The organism is Sphingomonas sp. TZW2008 (genome assembly GCF_002117915.1).
Lineage (GTDB): Bacteria > Pseudomonadota > Alphaproteobacteria > Sphingomonadales > Sphingomonadaceae > Sphingomonas.
The window spans coordinates 150,342-168,000 of record NZ_BDJB01000001.1 but is presented as its reverse complement, the minus strand read 5'-3'; the positions used below and the strand labels follow the sequence as shown (position 1 = coordinate 168,000).

21 protein-coding genes are annotated in these 17,659 nt (G+C 69.3%); 7 read left to right on the top strand and 14 right to left on the bottom strand.

Annotation, left to right across the window (positions count from 1 at the left end; all coding sequences use genetic code 11):
* The first annotated feature begins 2 nt into the window (after positions 1 to 2).
* Together B7L05_RS00820 and queA are read left to right on the top strand one after the other, a co-directional pair.
* Complete coding sequence (locus tag B7L05_RS00820) at positions 3 to 680, top strand: peptidylprolyl isomerase (RefSeq protein ID WP_085808419.1); 678 nt, start codon at positions 3 to 5, stop codon at positions 678 to 680.
* Between the two features lie 26 nt (positions 681 to 706).
* A complete protein-coding gene (gene queA, locus B7L05_RS00815) occupies positions 707 to 1,732 on the top strand; it encodes a tRNA preQ1(34) S-adenosylmethionine ribosyltransferase-isomerase QueA (RefSeq protein WP_085808313.1) in 1,026 nt (341 codons plus the stop codon).
* On the opposite strand, the gene B7L05_RS00810 is transcribed toward queA, so the two are convergent.
* A complete protein-coding gene (locus B7L05_RS00810) occupies positions 1,729 to 2,343 on the bottom strand; it encodes a TlpA disulfide reductase family protein (protein WP_085808312.1) in 615 nt (204 codons plus the stop codon). The genes queA and B7L05_RS00810 overlap by 4 nt on opposite strands.
* 16 nt (positions 2,344 to 2,359) lie before the next feature.
* On the opposite strand from B7L05_RS00810, the gene argH reads away from it, so the two are divergent.
* The 5 genes from argH to B7L05_RS00785 are packed head-to-tail and all read left to right on the top strand — an operon-like array spanning position 2,360 to position 6,913.
* Complete coding sequence (argH, locus tag B7L05_RS00805) at positions 2,360 to 3,727, top strand: argininosuccinate lyase (protein WP_085808418.1); 1,368 nt, start codon at positions 2,360 to 2,362, stop codon at positions 3,725 to 3,727.
* Positions 3,724 to 3,957, top strand: a complete 234-nt coding sequence (locus B7L05_RS00800) for a hypothetical protein (RefSeq protein WP_085808311.1) — start codon at positions 3,724 to 3,726, stop codon at positions 3,955 to 3,957. Before argH ends, B7L05_RS00800 begins: the two co-directional genes overlap by 4 nt.
* A gap of 3 nt (positions 3,958 to 3,960) precedes the next feature.
* Entirely contained in the window at positions 3,961 to 5,217 is a 1,257-nt protein-coding gene (gene lysA, locus B7L05_RS00795) for a diaminopimelate decarboxylase (protein ID WP_085808310.1), read from the top strand.
* Positions 5,214 to 5,966, top strand: a complete 753-nt coding sequence (locus tag B7L05_RS00790) for a bifunctional precorrin-2 dehydrogenase/sirohydrochlorin ferrochelatase (RefSeq protein WP_085808309.1) — start codon at positions 5,214 to 5,216, stop codon at positions 5,964 to 5,966. Before lysA ends, B7L05_RS00790 begins: the two co-directional genes overlap by 4 nt.
* The gene (locus B7L05_RS00785; RefSeq protein WP_085808308.1) at positions 5,963 to 6,913 is read left to right on the top strand and encodes a CorA family divalent cation transporter; all 951 of its coding nucleotides are present in this window, start codon (positions 5,963 to 5,965) and stop codon (positions 6,911 to 6,913) included. Before B7L05_RS00790 ends, B7L05_RS00785 begins: the two co-directional genes overlap by 4 nt.
* Positions 6,914 to 6,923: 10 nt before the next feature.
* Here B7L05_RS00785 and B7L05_RS00780 read toward each other — a convergent pair whose 3' ends face one another.
* The 13 genes from B7L05_RS00780 to B7L05_RS00720 form a co-directional block, all read right to left on the bottom strand.
* Positions 6,924 to 7,322 (bottom strand): flagellar protein FliS, encoded by a 399-nt coding sequence (locus B7L05_RS00780; RefSeq protein WP_085808307.1) that lies wholly within the window; start codon positions 7,320 to 7,322, stop codon positions 6,924 to 6,926.
* Positions 7,322 to 8,827, bottom strand: coding sequence for a flagellar filament capping protein FliD (gene fliD / locus B7L05_RS00775; protein ID WP_085808306.1), 1,506 nt, complete (start codon positions 8,825 to 8,827; stop codon positions 7,322 to 7,324). Before fliD ends, B7L05_RS00780 begins: the two co-directional genes overlap by 1 nt.
* A gap of 62 nt (positions 8,828 to 8,889) precedes the next feature.
* Positions 8,890 to 10,023 (bottom strand): flagellar biosynthesis protein FlhB, encoded by a 1,134-nt coding sequence (locus B7L05_RS00770; RefSeq protein WP_085808305.1) that lies wholly within the window; start codon positions 10,021 to 10,023, stop codon positions 8,890 to 8,892.
* Positions 10,023 to 10,796 carry a flagellar biosynthetic protein FliR gene (gene fliR, locus B7L05_RS00765; RefSeq protein ID WP_085808304.1) on the bottom strand — a complete coding sequence of 258 codons (774 nt, stop codon included), beginning with the start codon at positions 10,794 to 10,796 and terminating at the stop codon, positions 10,023 to 10,025. The genes B7L05_RS00770 and fliR overlap by 1 nt, the downstream gene beginning before the upstream one ends.
* Before the next feature lie 3 nt (positions 10,797 to 10,799).
* Entirely contained in the window at positions 10,800 to 11,072 is a 273-nt protein-coding gene (locus tag B7L05_RS00760) for a flagellar biosynthetic protein FliQ (protein WP_085808303.1), read from the bottom strand.
* Positions 11,073 to 11,085: 13 nt separating this feature from the next.
* Entirely contained in the window at positions 11,086 to 11,973 is an 888-nt protein-coding gene (gene fliP, locus B7L05_RS00755) for a flagellar type III secretion system pore protein FliP (RefSeq protein WP_085808302.1), read from the bottom strand.
* Positions 11,970 to 12,239: a flagellar biosynthetic protein FliO gene (locus B7L05_RS00750; RefSeq protein WP_085808301.1), complete on the bottom strand. Its 270-nt coding sequence runs from the start codon at positions 12,237 to 12,239 to the stop codon at positions 11,970 to 11,972. The genes fliP and B7L05_RS00750 overlap by 4 nt, the downstream gene beginning before the upstream one ends.
* A gap of 9 nt (positions 12,240 to 12,248) precedes the next feature.
* Complete coding sequence (gene fliN / locus B7L05_RS00745; RefSeq protein WP_085808300.1) at positions 12,249 to 12,551, bottom strand: flagellar motor switch protein FliN; 303 nt, start codon at positions 12,549 to 12,551, stop codon at positions 12,249 to 12,251.
* Positions 12,548 to 13,486 carry a flagellar motor switch protein FliM gene (locus tag B7L05_RS00740; RefSeq protein WP_085808299.1) on the bottom strand — a complete coding sequence of 313 codons (939 nt, stop codon included), beginning with the start codon at positions 13,484 to 13,486 and terminating at the stop codon, positions 12,548 to 12,550. Before B7L05_RS00740 ends, fliN begins: the two co-directional genes overlap by 4 nt.
* Before the next feature lie 6 nt (positions 13,487 to 13,492).
* Positions 13,493 to 14,146 carry a flagellar basal body-associated protein FliL gene (gene fliL / locus B7L05_RS00735; RefSeq protein ID WP_085808298.1) on the bottom strand — a complete coding sequence of 218 codons (654 nt, stop codon included), beginning with the start codon at positions 14,144 to 14,146 and terminating at the stop codon, positions 13,493 to 13,495.
* A gap of 26 nt (positions 14,147 to 14,172) precedes the next feature.
* Positions 14,173 to 15,870: a flagellar hook-length control protein FliK gene (locus tag B7L05_RS00730; protein WP_144037059.1), complete on the bottom strand. Its 1,698-nt coding sequence runs from the start codon at positions 15,868 to 15,870 to the stop codon at positions 14,173 to 14,175.
* Positions 15,871 to 15,912: 42 nt separating this feature from the next.
* A complete protein-coding gene (locus B7L05_RS00725) occupies positions 15,913 to 16,329 on the bottom strand; it encodes a hypothetical protein (protein WP_085808296.1) in 417 nt (138 codons plus the stop codon).
* On the bottom strand, positions 16,322 to 17,650 hold the full coding sequence (locus B7L05_RS00720) for a FliI/YscN family ATPase (RefSeq protein WP_085808295.1): 1,329 nt from the start codon (positions 17,648 to 17,650) through the stop codon (positions 16,322 to 16,324). The genes B7L05_RS00725 and B7L05_RS00720 overlap by 8 nt, the downstream gene beginning before the upstream one ends.
* Between the last annotated feature and the right edge of the window lie 9 nt (positions 17,651 to 17,659).

Below are 17,659 nucleotides of genomic sequence, written 5' to 3'. Positions count from 1 at the left end.
CGATGCGTTTTCTGGGAATGATCGCGATGCTCGGCGCGCTGCTCGCCGCGCCGGCGCTGGCGAGAGACAAGCCGCAGGACGCCGCGGCGGCAAAGCCGGCGACGCGCTACACCCCGCCGCCGACGACCGATCTCGAGAACACCTGGCTGCTCGATCTTTCGACTGGCGGGCGGGTGTCGATCTGGCTGCGCCCCGATGTCGCCCCCGATACGGTGCGGCGGATCAAGAATCTGACGCGCCGCCACTTCTACGACGGCCTGACGTTTCATCGCGTGATCGATGGCTTCATGGCGCAAGGCGGCGACCCGAAGGGCGACGGCAGCGGCGGGTCCGAGCTGCCCGACGTCAAGGCCGAGTTCAATTACCTGCCGCACGTGCGCGGCGCGGTGGCGATGGCACGGGCGGAAGCGGAGAACAGTGCAAACAGCCAGTTCTACATCGTCTTCCAGCCGCGGCTCAGCCTCGACAACAAGTATACCGTTTTCGGCCGCGTGCTGCAGGGCATGCAATATGTCGATGCGATCGAGCGCGGCGAGCCGCCGACGAACCCGACGCGGATTCTCCACGCGTATATCGCCGCAGACAATCCGCCGCCCTATCAGGCCGCACCATCGGCGCCCGCCCCCGCGCTCGGCCCGCCGGTGACGCTGCCTGGAACGAAGCCGGCGACGCGCAAGTAAGCGGCACCGCCGCCGACCGTACCCGCATGAATGTCGACCTGTTCGATTTCGCGCTGCCACCCGAGCGGATCGCGCTGCGTCCGGCGAGCCCACGTGACGCGGCGCGAATGCTCGTCGTCGATGCCGCCGGCCTGCACGACCGCTCGGTCGGTGATCTGCCCGCGGCGCTGCGCGCGGGCGACCTGCTGGTATTCAACGACACGCGCGTGATCCCTGCGCAGCTTGAGGGGACGCGCGGCGCGGCGAAGATCGGCGCAACGCTGCATAAGCGCGAGGGGCCGCGCCGCTGGCGCGCGTTCGTGCGCAACGCCAAGCGGCTGCGCGACGGCGACACGATCGATTTCGGTAACGGCGTCTCGGCGGTCGCGAACGATCGCGCCGCCGACGGTAGCTTCGCGCTCGATTTCGTGGGCGATGAGCCGGTCGAGCTGCTGCTCGAACGCGCCGGCCGCATGCCGCTGCCGCCGTATATCGCCGCCAAGCGCCCGACCGACGCGCGCGACGCCGACGATTACCAGACGATGTTCGCGCGCGAAGCCGGCGCGGTCGCCGCGCCCACCGCGGCGCTGCACTTCACGCCCGAACTGATGGCTTCGCTGGCCGCGTCGGGGATCGATCACGCGACGCTGACGCTGCACGTCGGCGCGGGCACGTTCCTGCCGGTGAAAGCCGATGATACCGACGATCATGCGATGCACGCCGAATGGGGCCGGATCGACGCCGCCACCGCCGATCGCCTCAACGCCGTGCGCGCGCGCGGCGGGCGCGTGATCGCGGTCGGTACCACGTCGCTGCGGCTGATCGAGAGCGCGAGTGGGGAGGACGGCATCGTTCGCCCATTCGAGGGCGACACGTCGATCTTCATCACGCCGGGCTACCGCTTCCGCGGCATCGACGGCCTCGTCACCAACTTCCATCTGCCGCGCTCGACGCTGTTCATGCTGGTCTCGGCGCTGATGGGGCTGGAGCGGATGCAGGCGGCCTATGCGCACGCGATCGCGCATGAGTATCGCTTCTACTCCTACGGCGACGCCTCGCTGCTGCTGCCTTAGGCCGTCGCCTCGGCGATCAAAGCCTTGGCCGCCGCGCCGTTCCAGTCGAGCGCGCCGCTGACGCGCCACAGCTCGCGGCCGGCGGCGTCGAACATGATCGTCGTCGGCAGGTTGACGCGATAGTGGAGGCTCAGCCCCATGTCGGCGTCGGTGTACGGCGCGAGGTGCGTCAGCTTGCGCTGCGCGAAGAAGGGCGCAACCTTCTCGCGCTGCATGTCCTGGCTGACGGCGAGGACGCGGACGCGATCCTCCGCGCCCGCCGCCGCGGCATCGAGGCTCGGCATCTCCTTGATGCACGGTGCGCACCACGTCGCCCACAGGTTGAGCAGCACCGGCCGGCCGCGGAAATCGGCCAGCGTCACCTTCTTCCCCGCGGGATCGACAAAGGCGAGCGCCGGCGCCGCCTCCCCCTTGTGCGTGCGGTCGACCGCGCCCGAGGCGGGCGCCGCCGCCTTGCTGCTCGACACGACCTCGTCGGGCGCAACCTCGTCTGGCGTCGCCGGGGCGGTCGCGGCGACGTTCGCTTGCTCCGGCGCGGGGCTTTGCTTATCGCACGCGGCGGTCGCGAGCGTTGCGGCGAGGAGAAAGACGGTTCCCGAGCGCGATGGCATGAGCGGTTCCAACCAGATGTGGGGCGGCCGGTTCGCCGAAGGGCCGGCGGCGGTGATGCGCGAGATAAATGCCTCCATCCCCTTCGACAAGCGGATGTGGCGGCAGGACGTGCGCGGCAGCCAGGCACACGTCGCGATGCTGGCGAAGCAGGGCATCGTCGCGGGCGACGACGCGGCGGCGATCGCCCGCGGGCTCGATACGGTCGCGGCGCAGTACGAGGCGCACGGCGTGGCGGAGGACCTCGCGCTCGAGGACATCCACATGCAGACCGAGGCGCGGCTCGCCGAGGCGATCGGCCCGGTCGCGGGGCGGCTGCATACCGCACGCAGCCGCAACGATCAGGTGGCGACCGATTTCCGCCTGTGGGTGCGCGACGCGATCGACGAGACACTGGCGGCGCTCGCCGCGTTCCAGCGCGCGCTGCTCGCACGGGCGGAGGAGCATGCGGCGAGCGTGATGCCCGGCTTCACGCACCTCCAGTCGGCACAGCCCGTCACGCTCGGCCACCATCTGATGGCCTATGTCGAAATGGCGCGGCGCGATGTCGGCCGCTTCCGCGACGCCCGCGCGCGCATGAACCTGTCGCCGCTCGGCTCGGCGGCGCTCGCGGGCACCGGCTTCCCGGTCGATCGCCACGCCACCGCCGCCGCGCTCGGCTTCGACGGGCCGACGCGCAACTCGCTCGACGCCGTGTCCGACCGCGACTTCGCGATCGAGTATCTCACCGGCGCGGCGCAATGCGCGCTGCACCTGTCGCGGCTGGCGGAGGAGTTCGTGCTGTGGGCGTCGCAGCCGTTCGGCTTTGTCTCCTTGAGCGATCAATGGTCGACCGGCAGCTCGATCATGCCGCAGAAGCGCAATCCCGACGCCGCCGAGCTGGTGCGCGGCCATGCGGGGCGGATCACCGGCTGCCTCGTCAGCCTGATGGTGACGATGAAGGGCCTGCCGCTCGCCTATTCGAAGGACATGCAGGACGACAAGCCGCCTGTATTCGAGTGCCACGACCTGCTCGGCCTGTGCCTCGCGGCGATGACCGGGATGGTCGAGAGCGCGACGTTCCGCACCGACCGGATGCGCGCCCTCGCCGAGAGCGGCTTCGCCACCGCGACCGATCTCGCCGACTGGCTGGTGCGCGAGGCGGGCGTGCCGTTCCGCGAGGCACACCACATCACCGGTCGTGCGGTGGCGCGCGCCGAAGCGCTCGGCGTCCGGCTCGACGAGGTGCCGATCTATGATCTGACCGCGATCGACGCGCGGATCGACGCGCGCGTGTTCGACGTGCTGTCGGTGGACGCATCGGTCGCGAGCCGGACGAGCTTCGGCGGCACTGCGCCCGACAATGTGCGCGCCGCGATCCGCGAAGCGCGCGAGGCACTGTCGTGAAGGCGCTGATCCTTGTCGCGGCTGTCGCGCTGGCCGGATGCGGCGCGTCGCGCGGGTTGAAGCCGGTCGAGGGCGAGCAGCTGCCGTCCGCCCCTTATGGCGCGACCGCGACGCCTGCTCCTGCCGACCTGCTCAAACCCGGCCCGCAGGCGCGGCCAGGCCGCAGCGACGAGCTGTTGCGCAATTCGCAGGAGCGGCGCAGCGACGAATTCGATCTCCCGCCAAGGTAATCCATGGACCATTTCACGCTGATCGACGGCGAACTTCACTGCGAGGCGGTGCCGCTGGCGCGCATCGCGGCGGAGGTCGGCACCCCCGTCTACGTCTATTCCGCCGCGACGCTGCGCCGTCACGCGCGCGCGTTCCGCGACGGGCTGAAGCCCGCCGGCCGCGTCCACGTCGCCTATGCGATCAAAGCCAATCCCAACATCGCCGTGCTCAACGTGCTGGCGCGCGAGGGCTATGGCGCCGACGTCGTATCGGGCGGTGAGCTCGCGCGGGCGCTGGCGGCGGGGATGGCGGCGCAGGACGTCGTCTTCTCGGGCGTCGGCAAGACGCGCGCGGAACTGACCAAGGGTCTCGAGGCAGGGATCGGCCAGTTCAACATCGAGCTGGAGGAGGAAGGCGTCGTCCTCGCCCAGCTCGCCGCGGCGACGGGGCGCACGGCGCGCGCGGTGCTGCGGGTGAACCCCGATGTCGACGCGGGGACGCACGCCAAGATCTCGACCGGTAAGCGCGAGAACAAGTTCGGCGTGCCGATCGACGAGGCGGCGGCGATCTTCGCGCGGCTCGCCGGGCTCGACGGGCTCGACCTGCGTGGCGTGGCGATCCACATCGGCTCGCAACTGCTCGACCTGGCGCCGTTGGAGACCGCCTACACCCGGATCGGCGCACTCGTCGCAGAGCTGCGCGCCGCCGGCCACACCATCACCCACGTCGATCTCGGCGGCGGGCTCGGCGTCAACTACAAGGCGGGCGACGTGCCGCCTGACCTCGCGGACTTCGGCGCGATGGTGGCGCGCGTGACGAAGGACTGGGACGTCACGCTGATGTTCGAGCCGGGCCGCGTCATCGCGGGCAATGCCGGCGTGCTGATGACCGAGGTGATCTGGGTGAAGCCCGGCGTCACCAATCCCTACGTCATCGTCGACGCGGCGATGAATGATCTTGCGCGCCCCGCGCTGTACGATGCGTGGCACGATTTCGCCGCGGTGCGCCCGAACGGTGCGCGGATGACGGCGAATATCGCCGGGCCGGTGTGCGAGACGGGCGATACCTTCGCACGCGACCGCGAGATCGACGCGGTGCGATCGGGCGACCTCGCGATCTTCCGTACTGCCGGCGCGTACGGCGCAACGATGGCATCGACCTACAATTCGCGCCCGCTGGTGCCCGAGGTGCTGGTCGACGGCGATCGCTACGCCGTCGTCGCCGATCGCATCGCCGCAGAGACGATCCTCGCCGCCGAGCGCGTGCCGGACTGGCTGTGAGCTTCCACAGCCTGCCGATCTTCGTGCGGTTGCAGGGCCGCAGCGTGATCCTGGTGGGTAGCGGCGAGGCGGCGGCGGCGAAGCGGCGGCTGCTCGACCGCGCGGGCGCGATCGTCGTCGGCGAGGACGCTGAGGATGCACGGCTGGCAATCGTCGTCGACGACGATGCTGCCGTCGCCCGCCTCAAGGCGCGCGGCATCCTCGTCAACGCGGTCGATCGCGTCGAGCTGTGCGACTTCACGCTTCCCGCGATCGTCGATCGCGATCCGGTGCTCGTCGCGATCGGCACCGGCGGCGCGTCGGCAGGGCTCGCCGCGGCGCTGCGCCAGCGACTGGAAGCGCTGCTCCCCGCCGGGCTCGGCCGCTTGGCGGAGCGGCTGTTCGCCGCACGATCGGCGTGGCGTGCGCGCTATCCCGACGCGAGTGCCCGTCGCCGTGCGATCGCCGCGTCCTTCGCGCCGGGCGGCGCATACGATCCTTTGCAGCCGGATGTGGGCGACGCGAGCGGACTTCCCCCGGCGGCAGATGACGAGACGGCGACGATCGTCCGCATGCGCCTCACCTCGGCCGATCCCGACGATCTGACGCTGCGCCAGGCGCGACTGCTCGCCAACGCCGATCGCGTCTGCCACGCCGCGGACGTGCCGCGCGCGATCCTCGACCGCGCCCGTGCCGATGCCGATCGCCTGCTGTGCGACGCGCCCCCCACCAGCGCCGAAGGGCTGACGGTCGACGTGAGGATGGCATGAGCGGATTCGCCTATCGCATCGCGGGCGGCAAGCACGAGAAGGTCGCGGTCAAGGACGCGCTAGAGTGCGCCGACGCGATGGTGTGGGTGCATCTGTCGACCAATGCCGAGCACGCGCAGGCGTGGCTGCGCGACGAGGCGAAGCTGTCCGAATATGTCGTCGAGGCGCTGACCGCGAACGAGACACGGCCGCGCTGCGACGCGTTCGACGACGGCGCTTTCCTCAATCTGCGCGGCCGCACCGAGGAGCAGCTCGATCCGTCGGACATGCTCGCCTCCGTACGCATCTGGGCGGAGCGTGGGCGGACCATTTCGGTGACGCGCAAGCACCTCGTCGCCACCGACAGCGTCGCGGCGGAGGTGGAGCGCGGTTGCGTCAGCGATCCGGGCGACCTTATCACCGCATTCGCGACCGCGATCACCGCCGATCTCGACCCCGTCGTGGCGGACCTCGGCGACGATCTCGACGATTGCGAGCAGCAGCTCGACGCCTCGCAGGTGTTCGCGCTTCGCCGCAACGTGACGCGCGTGCGCGTTGAGGCGATCAACTACCGCCGTTTCCTCAACCCGCAGCGCGCCGCGCTGGAGAAGCTGGCGACGCTGCCGGGCGAATGGCTGGGGCCGGACGACCGCGCGCATATCGCGGCCGCGGCCGATCGCGCGGCACGCATGGCGGAGGAGCTGGAGGCGATCCGCGAGCGATCGAGCCTGATGCACGAGGCGCTGACCGATCTGCGCGCCGAGCAGCTCGACCAGCGCGGACTCGTCATCTCGATCGCGGCGATGGTGTTCCTGCCGCTCACCTTTGTCACCGGCCTCTACGGGATGAATGTCGAGGGGCTGTGGTTTGCCAAGGAACCCTGGGCGTTCGATGCGATCGTCGCGCTATGCGCCGCGATCGCGATCGGGGTGACGGGCTGGTTCGTCGCGCGGCACTGGTTCCGCTAGGGTTTCACGATCAGGCGGCGCGCGCGGTGCGCCACGCCGCGCCGATCTCCTCGAACGTCGTCGCCGCATCGCGGAACGGCGCGCCGTCGTGCCCCAGGCTCGCCTCGATCACCTGCTTGCGCGCGCCGGCATAGACCTTGGCGAGCGTGCGCGAGACATCGCCGCCCTTGTCGAAATCTAGCCCCGCCTCGAGCGCGAAAAGGATCGCGGTGGCGCGCGTCACACGCTCGCTCTTCACCGCGAACTTCTTGCGCTCCGCCGCCCACGCCGCGACGCGCAGCGCCTGGACGAGCTCCTCGTACAATAGCTGCACGAGCGCCGGGCCGTCCGCATTCGCGGTGCGGCCGGCCAGATCGATCTGGCGATAGGTCTGCGCCGGATCGCGCAGCAGGACGGATGCATAGGCCATCAGTTGTTACCGTTGGTCCATTGCTTGATCTGGTTTTCCATGAACGTCTGCGTCGACTTGTACGCTGCGACACGCGCGTTCATCGAGGCGAACTGCTGCGTCATCCGCGTCGTCAGCCGTTCGCGCTGGTCGGCAACCTTGTCCTGTTGATCGGCGAGGTCGCTCTTGGCGGCATTGTAGCGCGTGGTCGACGCGCCAAGCCCGTAGAGCGTGCTGGTGGCGGCGAGCTTGACCGAGTTCATCGCCGCGAGCAGCCCCGATCCGTCGGACGAATTGGAGAAGATCGCCTCGATCGCGCCGGGATTGCCCGCCACGGCCTTGGCGAGCTTGTCGCTGCTGACCGACAGCGTGCCGTCGCGGTTGGTGGCGACGCCGAGATCGGACAGCGTGCGCGGCGTGCCGGCGGCACTACCGGGAAGCAGGTTGCGCGTGTTTAGTGCCTTCAGGCTGCGCAACATGGTTTGCGCGCCGGGATCGGCGCGCAGCTCGCCGGTGATCGGATCGGTCTGCTTCTTCAGCTCCGCCATCAGCGAATTGTAGGTGAAGACGACGTCCTCGACCGCGTTGGTCAGCGCTGCGGTAGGCGTCGTCGACGACAATGTAACCGGCGTGGTCGACGTGCCGACCAGATCGAGCTTCACGCCGGTGACGAGATCGCTGATGCTGTTGCTGCCGCGCTCCACCGGAATGCCGTCGACCGTCAGCGCCGCATTCCCGGCGGTGCTCATTTCCTTCATATCGGTCGCGTCCGGACCGACGTTGAACTGCGCGAGGGCGCTATTGGGATCGTTGGCGGTGAGCGAGAAGGCCTTGGCCGTCCCCGTCTCGCCCTTGAGCGACAGATACGCTTCGCCATTGGCGTTGGTAACGACGGAAGCGGTGACGCCCGATTTTGCGGCGTTGATCGCGGCGGCGATGCCGGTGAGCGATCCATTGGTGACGTTGATCGTCAGCGTGTCCTCGACGCCGTCCTTGTTCGCATCGGGCGCGGTGATGCCGGTCATCGCGCCATTTTCGTAGCTGGCGGTGCCGATCTTGAGCGTGAAGGTGCCCGTAGCGATCGGCGTGTCCTTGGTCGCAACGGCCGTGCGGCTGACCGCGGCCTGCGCGGTGGCAAGGCGATCGACCTGGATACTGCCCGTCAGCCCCGTCAGTTTGGCGCCCGAGATCGCAGTCGCCGTCAGCACGCGACTGTCGGAACTTGCCGGCTGCGACTGGAGCGACCCGCCCTTGACCAGCGCCTCGAGCGCGCTGGCGAAATCGGTAATCGCGCTCTTCAGCGTCGCGACACCCGACAGCTGCGCCGTCAGCCGATCAGACCGGGCGGTGAGCGCAGCGGTCTTGGCGGCGAACTGCGCCTCGACCAGCCCGGTGACGAGGCTGTCGGTATCGACGCCCGATCCGGTGTTGAGCGACGTCAGCAGCGCGCTGGCCGCCGATTTGGCGATCGTCGTCGTCGACGGTGTCGGGGTCGGCGACGCGGTGCTGCTGCTGGTCGTGGTCATGACACCATCCTAAACGGCCGCGCCCGCGCAACCTTTAACGAATTGCGCACTGCCGCCGTCGGTCACGACAGCGCCGCGCCATTCTCGTCGAACCGCGCGCCGACCGGCACGTCGACCGCGGGCAGCGGCGCGGTGCCGCCCATCCGCTCGTTGAGGCCGAAGACGAACGCCAGCACCGTCGCGATCGCGAGGTAGAGGTCGTCGCGCACCTCCTGCCCTTCGCGGCTGGTGTAGTAGATCGCACGGGCAAGCATCGGGTATTCGAGGATCGGTACCGCCATCTCGCCCGCTGCCTCGCGGATTGCCAAGGCCATCGCGCCGCGTCCCTTCGCGACGACCACGGGCACCTGGTCGTGCCCGCGATCGTAGCGCAGCGCGATCGCGAAGTGCGTCGGGTTGGTGAGCACGACGTGCGCCTCGGCGACCGACTTGCGCGTCGAGCGCGACAGGATCGCGCGCTGCTTGGCGCGGATCTGCCCCTTCACCTCGGGATTGCCGTCGCTCTCCTTGTGCTCGTCCTTCTGCTCCTGCTTGGTCATACGCAGCTTCTTCAACCGCTGGAACATCTGCAGCGGCACATCGAGCATCGCGATCGCGGCAAGCCCCATCGCCATGATGATGAGAAGGTGCGTCAGCGTGCCGCCCAGCGCGTCGACCGCCGCGCCCAGATTGGAACGCGCGAGCCCGAGCGTGACGCGCGCCGACTGCATCAGCAGCCAGCCGCCGATCGTGCCGAGCAGGGCGACCTTGAGCAAGGATTTGCCGAGCTCGGTCCAGCCGTTCATGCCGAAGATGCGCTTCAGCCCCGACGCGGGGTTGATGCGACTGCCCTTGGGCGCGAGCAGGCTGCCGTTGAAGCCGAGCGAGCCAAGCCCTGCCTGGCTGAGAATGCCGGCGACCACGGTGATCGCGAACAGCGCGCCGAGCGCGGGCAGGAGCTTCCACCCCGCCGCCGCCAGCGGGCGGAACGGCTGGAAATCCTCGACGTCGCCGCGCCCGAAGCGGAAGCTTTCCGCCATCACGCCCTTGCACGCGGCGACCAGCGCGGGGCCGAAGAAGACGATCCAGGCGACGCCGGCGAGCACCACCAGCGCGGTCGCGAACTCGCGCGATTTGAGGATGTCGCCCTTCTCGACCGCGTCCTTGAGACGCTTGGGTGTCGGGGCTTCTGTCTTTTCGCCGAATTCGTCCGCCATCAGCCGATCACCAGGCTAGCTGTCGCGTCGAGCCCTTCGCGCACGACGACGAGCATGTAATCACCCATCGCCGGGAAGGCGGCGGCCATCGCGACCACGCCGACCGCGAGGCTCGCGGGCAGGCCGATCGAAAACAGGTTGAGCGCGGGCGCCGAGCGCGAGATCATGCCGACGACGAGGTTGAGGCACAGCAGCAGGAACCCGACCGGGAGCGCGAGCAGCAGGCCGGAGAGAAACGCGTAACCGCCGAACAGCGCGATGTCGCGCATCTGCGCGGGCGCGAGCCAGGCGGCACCCGGCGGCAGCGCGACGTAGCTTTTCGCCACCGTATCGACGAGCACGAGGTGCCCGTCGATCGACAGGAACAGCAGCGTCAGCAGGATAGACAGGAACTGGCCGATCGCCGGCGACGAGCGGCCCGAATTCGGATCGATCATGTTGGCAAAGCCCAGCCCCATCGATCCGCCGATCAGCTCGCCCGCGATCAGCGGTGCGGCAAAGGCGATTTGCAGGATGAATCCGAGCGCGAGACCGACCAGCGCCTCCGCCCCCACCGCAAGGAAAGTGGCGAGGCCGAATACCTGCGCGGGCGGCGTGATCGTCTGCGTACCGAGCACCAGCACGCCGATCGCGCCCGCCAGCGCGATCCGCGCCGGCAGCGGCACGGAGACGTTGCCGAACATCGGCGCCGCCACGAACGTCGCGCCCACGCGCACCATCACGAAGACGAGCGCCCAGATTTGCGGTTCGATCGAGAGGCCGAGGCCAAGCATCGCCTAGCGGACGAGCTCCGGGATGCGATCGAAGATCGACAGCGTGAAGTCGCTCAGCAGCCCGAGGATCATCGCGCCGAAGACGACAAGCGAGATGCCGACGACGATCAGCTTGGGCACGAAGCTCAGCGTCTGTTCCTGGATCGAGGTCGCGGCCTGCACCATGCCCAGGATCAGCCCCGAGACGAGCGCGGGGATGAGAATCGGCGCGGCGGCGAGTGCGAGCACCCACAGCGTCTGGTTCGCGACGGTGAGGAAGTAATCCGAATCTACCATGATACGTGTCCGGTCAGGTCGCGAAGCTGTTGGCGAGGCTGCCCATCGTCAGCGCCCATCCGTCGACTAGGACGAACAGCAGAAGCTTGAACGGCAGCGAGATGATCGTCGGGCTGAGCATCGCCATGCCGAGGCTCATCAGCACCGTCGCGACGACGAGATCGATGACGAGGAAGGGCAGGAAGACGAGGAAGCCGATCTGGAACGCGGTCTTCAGCTCGCTGGTAACGAAGGCGGGGAGCAGCACCGAGAAAGGGATGTCGTTGGGGCTGGCATAGGGGCCGGACTTCGCCATCTCGGCGAACATCGTGACGTCCTTCACCCGCGTCTGCTTCGCCATGAAGGCGTGGAGCGGCGCGCCCGCGGTCTTGATGAGGTCAGTGCCGCCGATCTGACCGGCGGCATAGGGCTGTACCGCGGTCGTGTTGATCTGGCTGATGACGGGCGCCATGATGAAGAACGACAGGAAGAGGCTGAGGCCAACGAGCACCTGGTTGGGCGGCGTCTGCTGCAGGCCGAGCGCTTGGCGCAGCACCGACAGCACGATGATGATCCGCGTGAAGCTCGTCATCATCAGCAGAATGCCCGGCAGAATGCTGAGCAGGCCCATGATGATGAGCACCTGCAGCGACAGCGACAGCGAGCCCGATCCGTTCTGCCCGCCGCCGAGCTGCCCCAGCGCGCGATCGACCGCATCGCCCGCGCCCGGTGCCGCCGGCGCAGCGGGGGCGATCGGCGCGGCGGGCGCAGCGGTCTGGGCGAAGGCCGGCATTGCGACGAGCAGCGCGACGACGAGCGCGAAGCCGACGAGCAGCGCCTTGGTCCACGAGAAGCCGGTCAGCGGTGCCGCCGCGCGGTCGCGGAACAGCGCCGGGCCGTTGCCGATGCGCGTGACGCTCACGACAGCGTCCTCGGCGCGTCGGCGCGATCGACGAGGTTCACCCCGCCGCGCCCGACCGAGACGAGCAACCGCTTGCCCTCGAAATCGATCACGGCGAGCCGCAGCCCCGGCGAGATCATCATCGTTTCCTTGACCGCGATCATCCGCGTGTCGGGGCGGCCGGGCATGCGGCTCTCGAGCCGCCGCCACAGGTAAAGGCAACCGATCATCAGCCCGCAGACGAGCGGCAGCAGGATGACGAGCTTCAGGATGTAGGACCACAGCATCGGCGTGGCTCAGTTCTTCTTGTCGGGATTGACGAGCTCGGTCATCCGTACGCCGAAGCGCTCGCCCACCGTCACCACCTCGCCGCGGCCGATCAGCGTGCCGTTGACGAAGACGTCGAGCAGCTCGTTCGCCTGCCGGTCGAGCTCGATGACGCTCGATTCGCCCAGCGCGAGCAGTTCGCGCAGCGTCAGGCTGGTCGATCCGATCTCGACCGTCAGCTTGACGTCGACGTCCTGCAGCAGCCGGAAATTGGCCGCGACCGCGCCGTCGCCCAGGTTCTGCGGCGGGAAGCCGCCGCTCATGTCGTTCATTGGGTCAGTCCTTCGAGAGAGGCGAGCGAGGTGAGCCGGATCGCGGCGTGGCCGTTCGACGTGCCGACGGTGCCGGTGCCGAGCCGATCGCCGCCCACCATCACCGGCACTTCGGTGCCGAAGCTCAGCGGGATCACGTCGCCCGGCTGGAGCGTCATCAGTTTCGACAAGCGGATCGTTGGCTCGGCGAGCACCGAGCGAACGGGGAAGCGGATGTTCATCGCCGCGCGGGTCAGCGCGGTCTGCCACTCGGCATCCTCTGCCGCCGCCTTGGCGACGACCTTGCCCGTCAGCGCGGTGCCGTGCGGCTTCAGCGCGGCAACGGGGTAGACGATATCGACGAACGACGGCTTGGCAGCGCCCGGCGCGATGCCGAAGCGCGTGATGATCGTCGCGTCGTCGCCGTCGAAATCGGCGAGCATCGCGGCGTTCGCCTCGCACCGACCGACGGTGAAGGTGACGCGCGCGAGCGGCTCCCACGCGGTGGTCAGCGGCGCGGCAATCATCTGACCCAGCCGCGCGACCATCGTTTCGGCCGCGGGCGAGAATTCGGCCGGCATCTCCGCCGGGGCAGCGCCGGTGCCGCCGAAGAACAGGTCGAGCAGTTCGAGCACGAAGCGCCCGTCGAACACCAGGAGCGCGGTGCGATCGTCCATGCCGACCGGCAGCCACGCGGTCAGCCGGTCGGGGCGCTCCGCGCGATAATCAGCGAAGCGCTGCACCGCGAGCGGCTCGGCCCACGTCCGCACTTCCTCACGCAGCAGCGGCTCGAACACGCCGCGCAGCCCCCGTGCGAGACGCGCGGAGAGGTGCTGCAGCGTGTGCAGGTCGCCGAACGGGTTGAGCTTTGCCTGGCCCAGGCCGCCCGGCTGGACGGTCTGCGGCCGGGCGCGCTCGCGACGCTCGGGCGTGGGGGTGGACGGGCTGTTAACCATGCCCGTTCACTGAACAACGAAATTGGTAAAGTAGACGTTACCAACGCCGCCAAATCCCTCTTTCTGCTTCAAAGTCGTGTTGATTGCGGTCACCAGCCGCTTGGCCAGCAGCGCCTTGCCCTGCGAGGTGAACACCTGATCCTCGGTCGTGTCGCCGAGCGCCATCAGGATCGCCGAGCGAATCGCGATGTCGTTGGTCTTGATGTTCTGGATGACCTTGTCGTCGTACGGCGTCGACACCGCGATGCCGACCTGGATGAAGTGCACCGAATCTTGGAGATTCGCGGTGAACTCCTTCTCCAGCGCGAAATAGTTGGAGGCGTAGCGCTCGCCGCCTGCACCTTCCGGTGTCGGCAGGCCCTCGTGGTCGCCGCCTCCTTCGGCCTCGCCCTCGGATGCGCCGCCGCCTTCGCCGCCGCCCTCGCCGCCGCCTTCACCGCCCTCGCCGGCGCGCTTCTGCTCGCTTTTGGGGACGAGCTTGGGCGTGTTCGGATCCTCCGCGGCATGCCCGCCGCCGCCGACGAGCCCCGAGCCGGCGGCATAGAGCCCCGCGCCGACGCCGCCGCCGACCAGCACCAGCGTGCCGACCGCGATGACCAGGATCTTGCCGATCTTGCCCTTCTTCTTGGGCGGCGCGTCGGCCGCTTCCTTCTCACTCATGGTTCAATTCCCCCGAAAGCTGTTGATCACGCGACGCGGTCCGCCGCCGCGGCGGCGGCGTCGGGCGACGGTACCCGCGCGCGGTTGATGGATGGCGCAGCGGCACGCTGCTGCTGCTGCGGCTGCGATTGGGCCTGCGATTGCGACTGGCCGGCTGCACTCCCGCCGTCGCCCGCGTGCAGCGACAGGCGCAGCCCCTTCGCCTCGGCCATCTCGCTCAGCCGCGGCTGCGCATCGGCGAGCAGCTGGCGCGTCTCGGCCGCTTGTGCGGTGAACTGCACCGCCACCGTATCGCCGTCACGGCGCAGCGAGACGTCGATCGCGCCGAGCCGGTCGGGAACCAGCCGGATGCTGGTGTCGGCGGCATCGGCCGCATCGCGCAGCCGTTCGATCCGCTCGATCATCGCGCCCGGCCAGTTTGCGCGTGCCATGTCGAGTGCCGCGTGGCGGCTGGTCTCGGCGGCAGCGACCGCCGGCAGCGCGAGCGGCGCGGCGTCGCCTAGCAGCGGGGCCGCGAGTGCGGGCTCTGCGGGGCGGCGGTCGGCCCGGACCGCGCGCTGTATCGCGGCAGCGAACATCTGCGCGGCCGGCGCGACGCGTGACGGCGTGGGGAGCTGATCGGCTGACGGCAGCGCAACGGTCGCAGCGACGGGGCGTGTAGAGGCCGTTTGCCCGTCCTTGGCCGGGATCGACGTTCTCTCGGCGGCGATCGCTGGCTCGCTGACGACCGCCGCGTCACTGAGCGCGATCGCTGTCGGCGGCACTCCTACCGTGCCGTTAACCGTCTGCGCTACTGCGGGCGACGGCGAAGCGATCGGTACTGGCTGCGCCCTCGGCGTGGGACGCGTATTCTGGAGAGGCAATCCCGAGGCAACGGCGTTCGCGGCAGACGCCGACATGGTTGCTACCGTCGCTGCATTTGCGGTGATACCCGACGCGATTAGCGAGGGCGAAGCGGGGATGGCGGCGAGCGGCGAAGTAGCGACGCGCGCGTCGCTGCGCGCACGCGGCACCACGTGCCCATGCGCATCGGCGGACCCGCCGCCGATCGCGGCAGGGGCGATCGGCATGACCGGCGTAGTACCGACGAACGGCACGCCCGTCGGCTCGCCGGCCTCGACGTGCCACTCGGGTGCGGGCGGACAGACGCTCGGCGCGATGGCGCCCATGGCCGGCTTGTCGAAGACTGGTTCGACCGGTTCGATATGCGAGGTCGGCGGGGAAGGACACACACTTGGGGCGATCGGGACAAGGGTGACCACTGCAGTGTTGCCGCCGATCGCTCCGTCCAGCGGCGTTTCGGCAGGCGCACTTTCCGCATCGGCGGTAGATGCTTTGGTGGCGGCGCTGTCCTTTGCAGTCACGCCGATCGACGCATCATCCTCGATCGCGGCACGGTCAGCCGACGGATCGACGAGCTGCGGCGCAACGCCCTTGGCCGCACCGGCTGCGGTCGGTTTTTGGGGTGGGAAGATCGTGGGCCACTCGGGCGGCGCGGCCCAAGGCCTTGCCGCCGCGTCGTCGCTGCCCGTTGCCGGCAAGTCCTTGCCGGGATCGGCATCGTGCTGCCGCGGCATAACGGGGGTGACGATCGCGGGGAACAGGCCGGCGAAGCCCGTTGCCGCTGGCCCCTGCGGCGAGCTGCCCGGCAGCGCAGGCGTGCCCGCGCCGGGCGGCGGCGCGCCGCCCGTCTTGAAGCTTGAAGGAAACACTATCGGCGTCATGAAGCGGCGCACTGCCTCGTCGGAATGGAACCCGCGAGGTGATCAGCAAGGATCGTGCCGGATCTTCCTCGACGGCGGCGCTTCCTGCAGCGCACGGATCGCGCGCAGCGCGGCTTCCTTCTCGCCGCGTGCGATCAGCTTCTCGACAGCGGTCTGATCACGCTTCGCCGACTGCCGCGACTCGCGCGCACGTGCCGCATCGGCCTCGGCCGCGCGCACGCGATTGTCGGCCGCCTCGGCGGTGCGGTGCAGCTTGTCGCGGTAGTGCGCCATCGCAGCGAATGACAGCGCCGCGCCGTCGCCGGCGCCGGGCGATACCGCCGCGGCGAGCTGCGCGATCCGGTGCGACAGCTGCGTCTCGCTCGCCAGACGGTCACGCGCCTGCGTTTCCGCCGCCTGTGCCATGCCCAGCTGTAGCGTGCGCACGCGGTGGAGCCGCGCGAGCTTCTTGCTATCCATCGCCGAACACACCGGTCAGCTCGGCGACCGCATCGTCGAGCATCACGCTGCCATCGGCGTCCTGGCGAATATATTCCATCACCGCCGGGTGATAGGCGATGGCGGCGTCGATCGCGGGATCGGCGCCGGCGCGATATGCCCCCATCAGCACCAGATCGCGGTTCTCCTCGTACGTCGCGAGGTGGCGCCGCAGCACGCGCGCGGCTTGGACGTGCGCACGATCGGCGATGTCAGTCATCACACGGCTGACCGATTTGGAGACGTCGATCGCGGGATAGACGGCGTGCTCGGCGAGCGCGCGGCTCAGCACGATATGGCCGTCGAGGATCGAGCGCGCCGAATCGACGACGGGGTCGTTGCCGTCGTCGCCGTCCGCCAGCACAGTATAGATCGCGGTGATCGCGCCGCCGGTGTTCACGTCGGTGCCCGCGCGCTCGATGAGGTTCGGCAGCATCGCGATCGCCGAGGGTGGATAGCCGCGCGCCGACGCCGGCTCGCCCAGCGCCAGTCCGATCTCACGGCCGGCATGCGCGACGCGTGTCAGCGAATCCATGATGAGCAGCACGTTCTTGCCCTCGTCGCGGAACGCCTCGGCGATCGCCGTCGCGCGCAGGGCTCCACGGATGCGCAGCACCGGCGAATGGTTGGCCGGCACCGCCACCACCACCGATCGATCACGCGCCGCACCGGCGACCTTGGTTTCGAGGAAGTCGGCGACTTCGCGGCTGCGTTCGCCGATCAGCCCGATGACGATGACGTCGGCCTTGGCCGCGCGCACCATCATGCCCAGCAGCACCGATTTGCCGACGCCCGAGCCCGCCATGATGCCGACGCGCTGGCCCTTGCCGATCGTCAGCAGCCCGTTGATCGCGCGCACGCCGACGTCGAGCGGCTCGAGCACGCGGCCGCGATCGAGCGGGGATTGCAGCTTGCCGGCGAGCGGCCAACTTCCGGCGCCACGGATCGGGCCCTTACCATCGATTGGCTTGCCCGCGCCGTCGACGACGCGGCCGAGCATCGCCGCGCCGACTTCCGCCTCGCCCGGCGCACCGGTCGGGCGCACCGGCATCTGCGGCAGCAGCGCGGCGGGCCCCCCGAGGTTCATCAGCAGCGTACGACCGTTGCGGAAGCCGATCACCTCCGCCTCAACCCCCGCCCCTTTTTCACCAACCTGGCACACCGTGCCGACCGGAAGCGTTAGCCCGACCGCCTCCATCAGCAGTCCGTCGTACGACGCAAGTCGGCCGGCAACTCGAGGCACCGGCCGGAAATCGGCATTACCGAGCGCGTCGAGATAATCGGCGGTGAAGCGGTTGAGCATCGCGGGTCC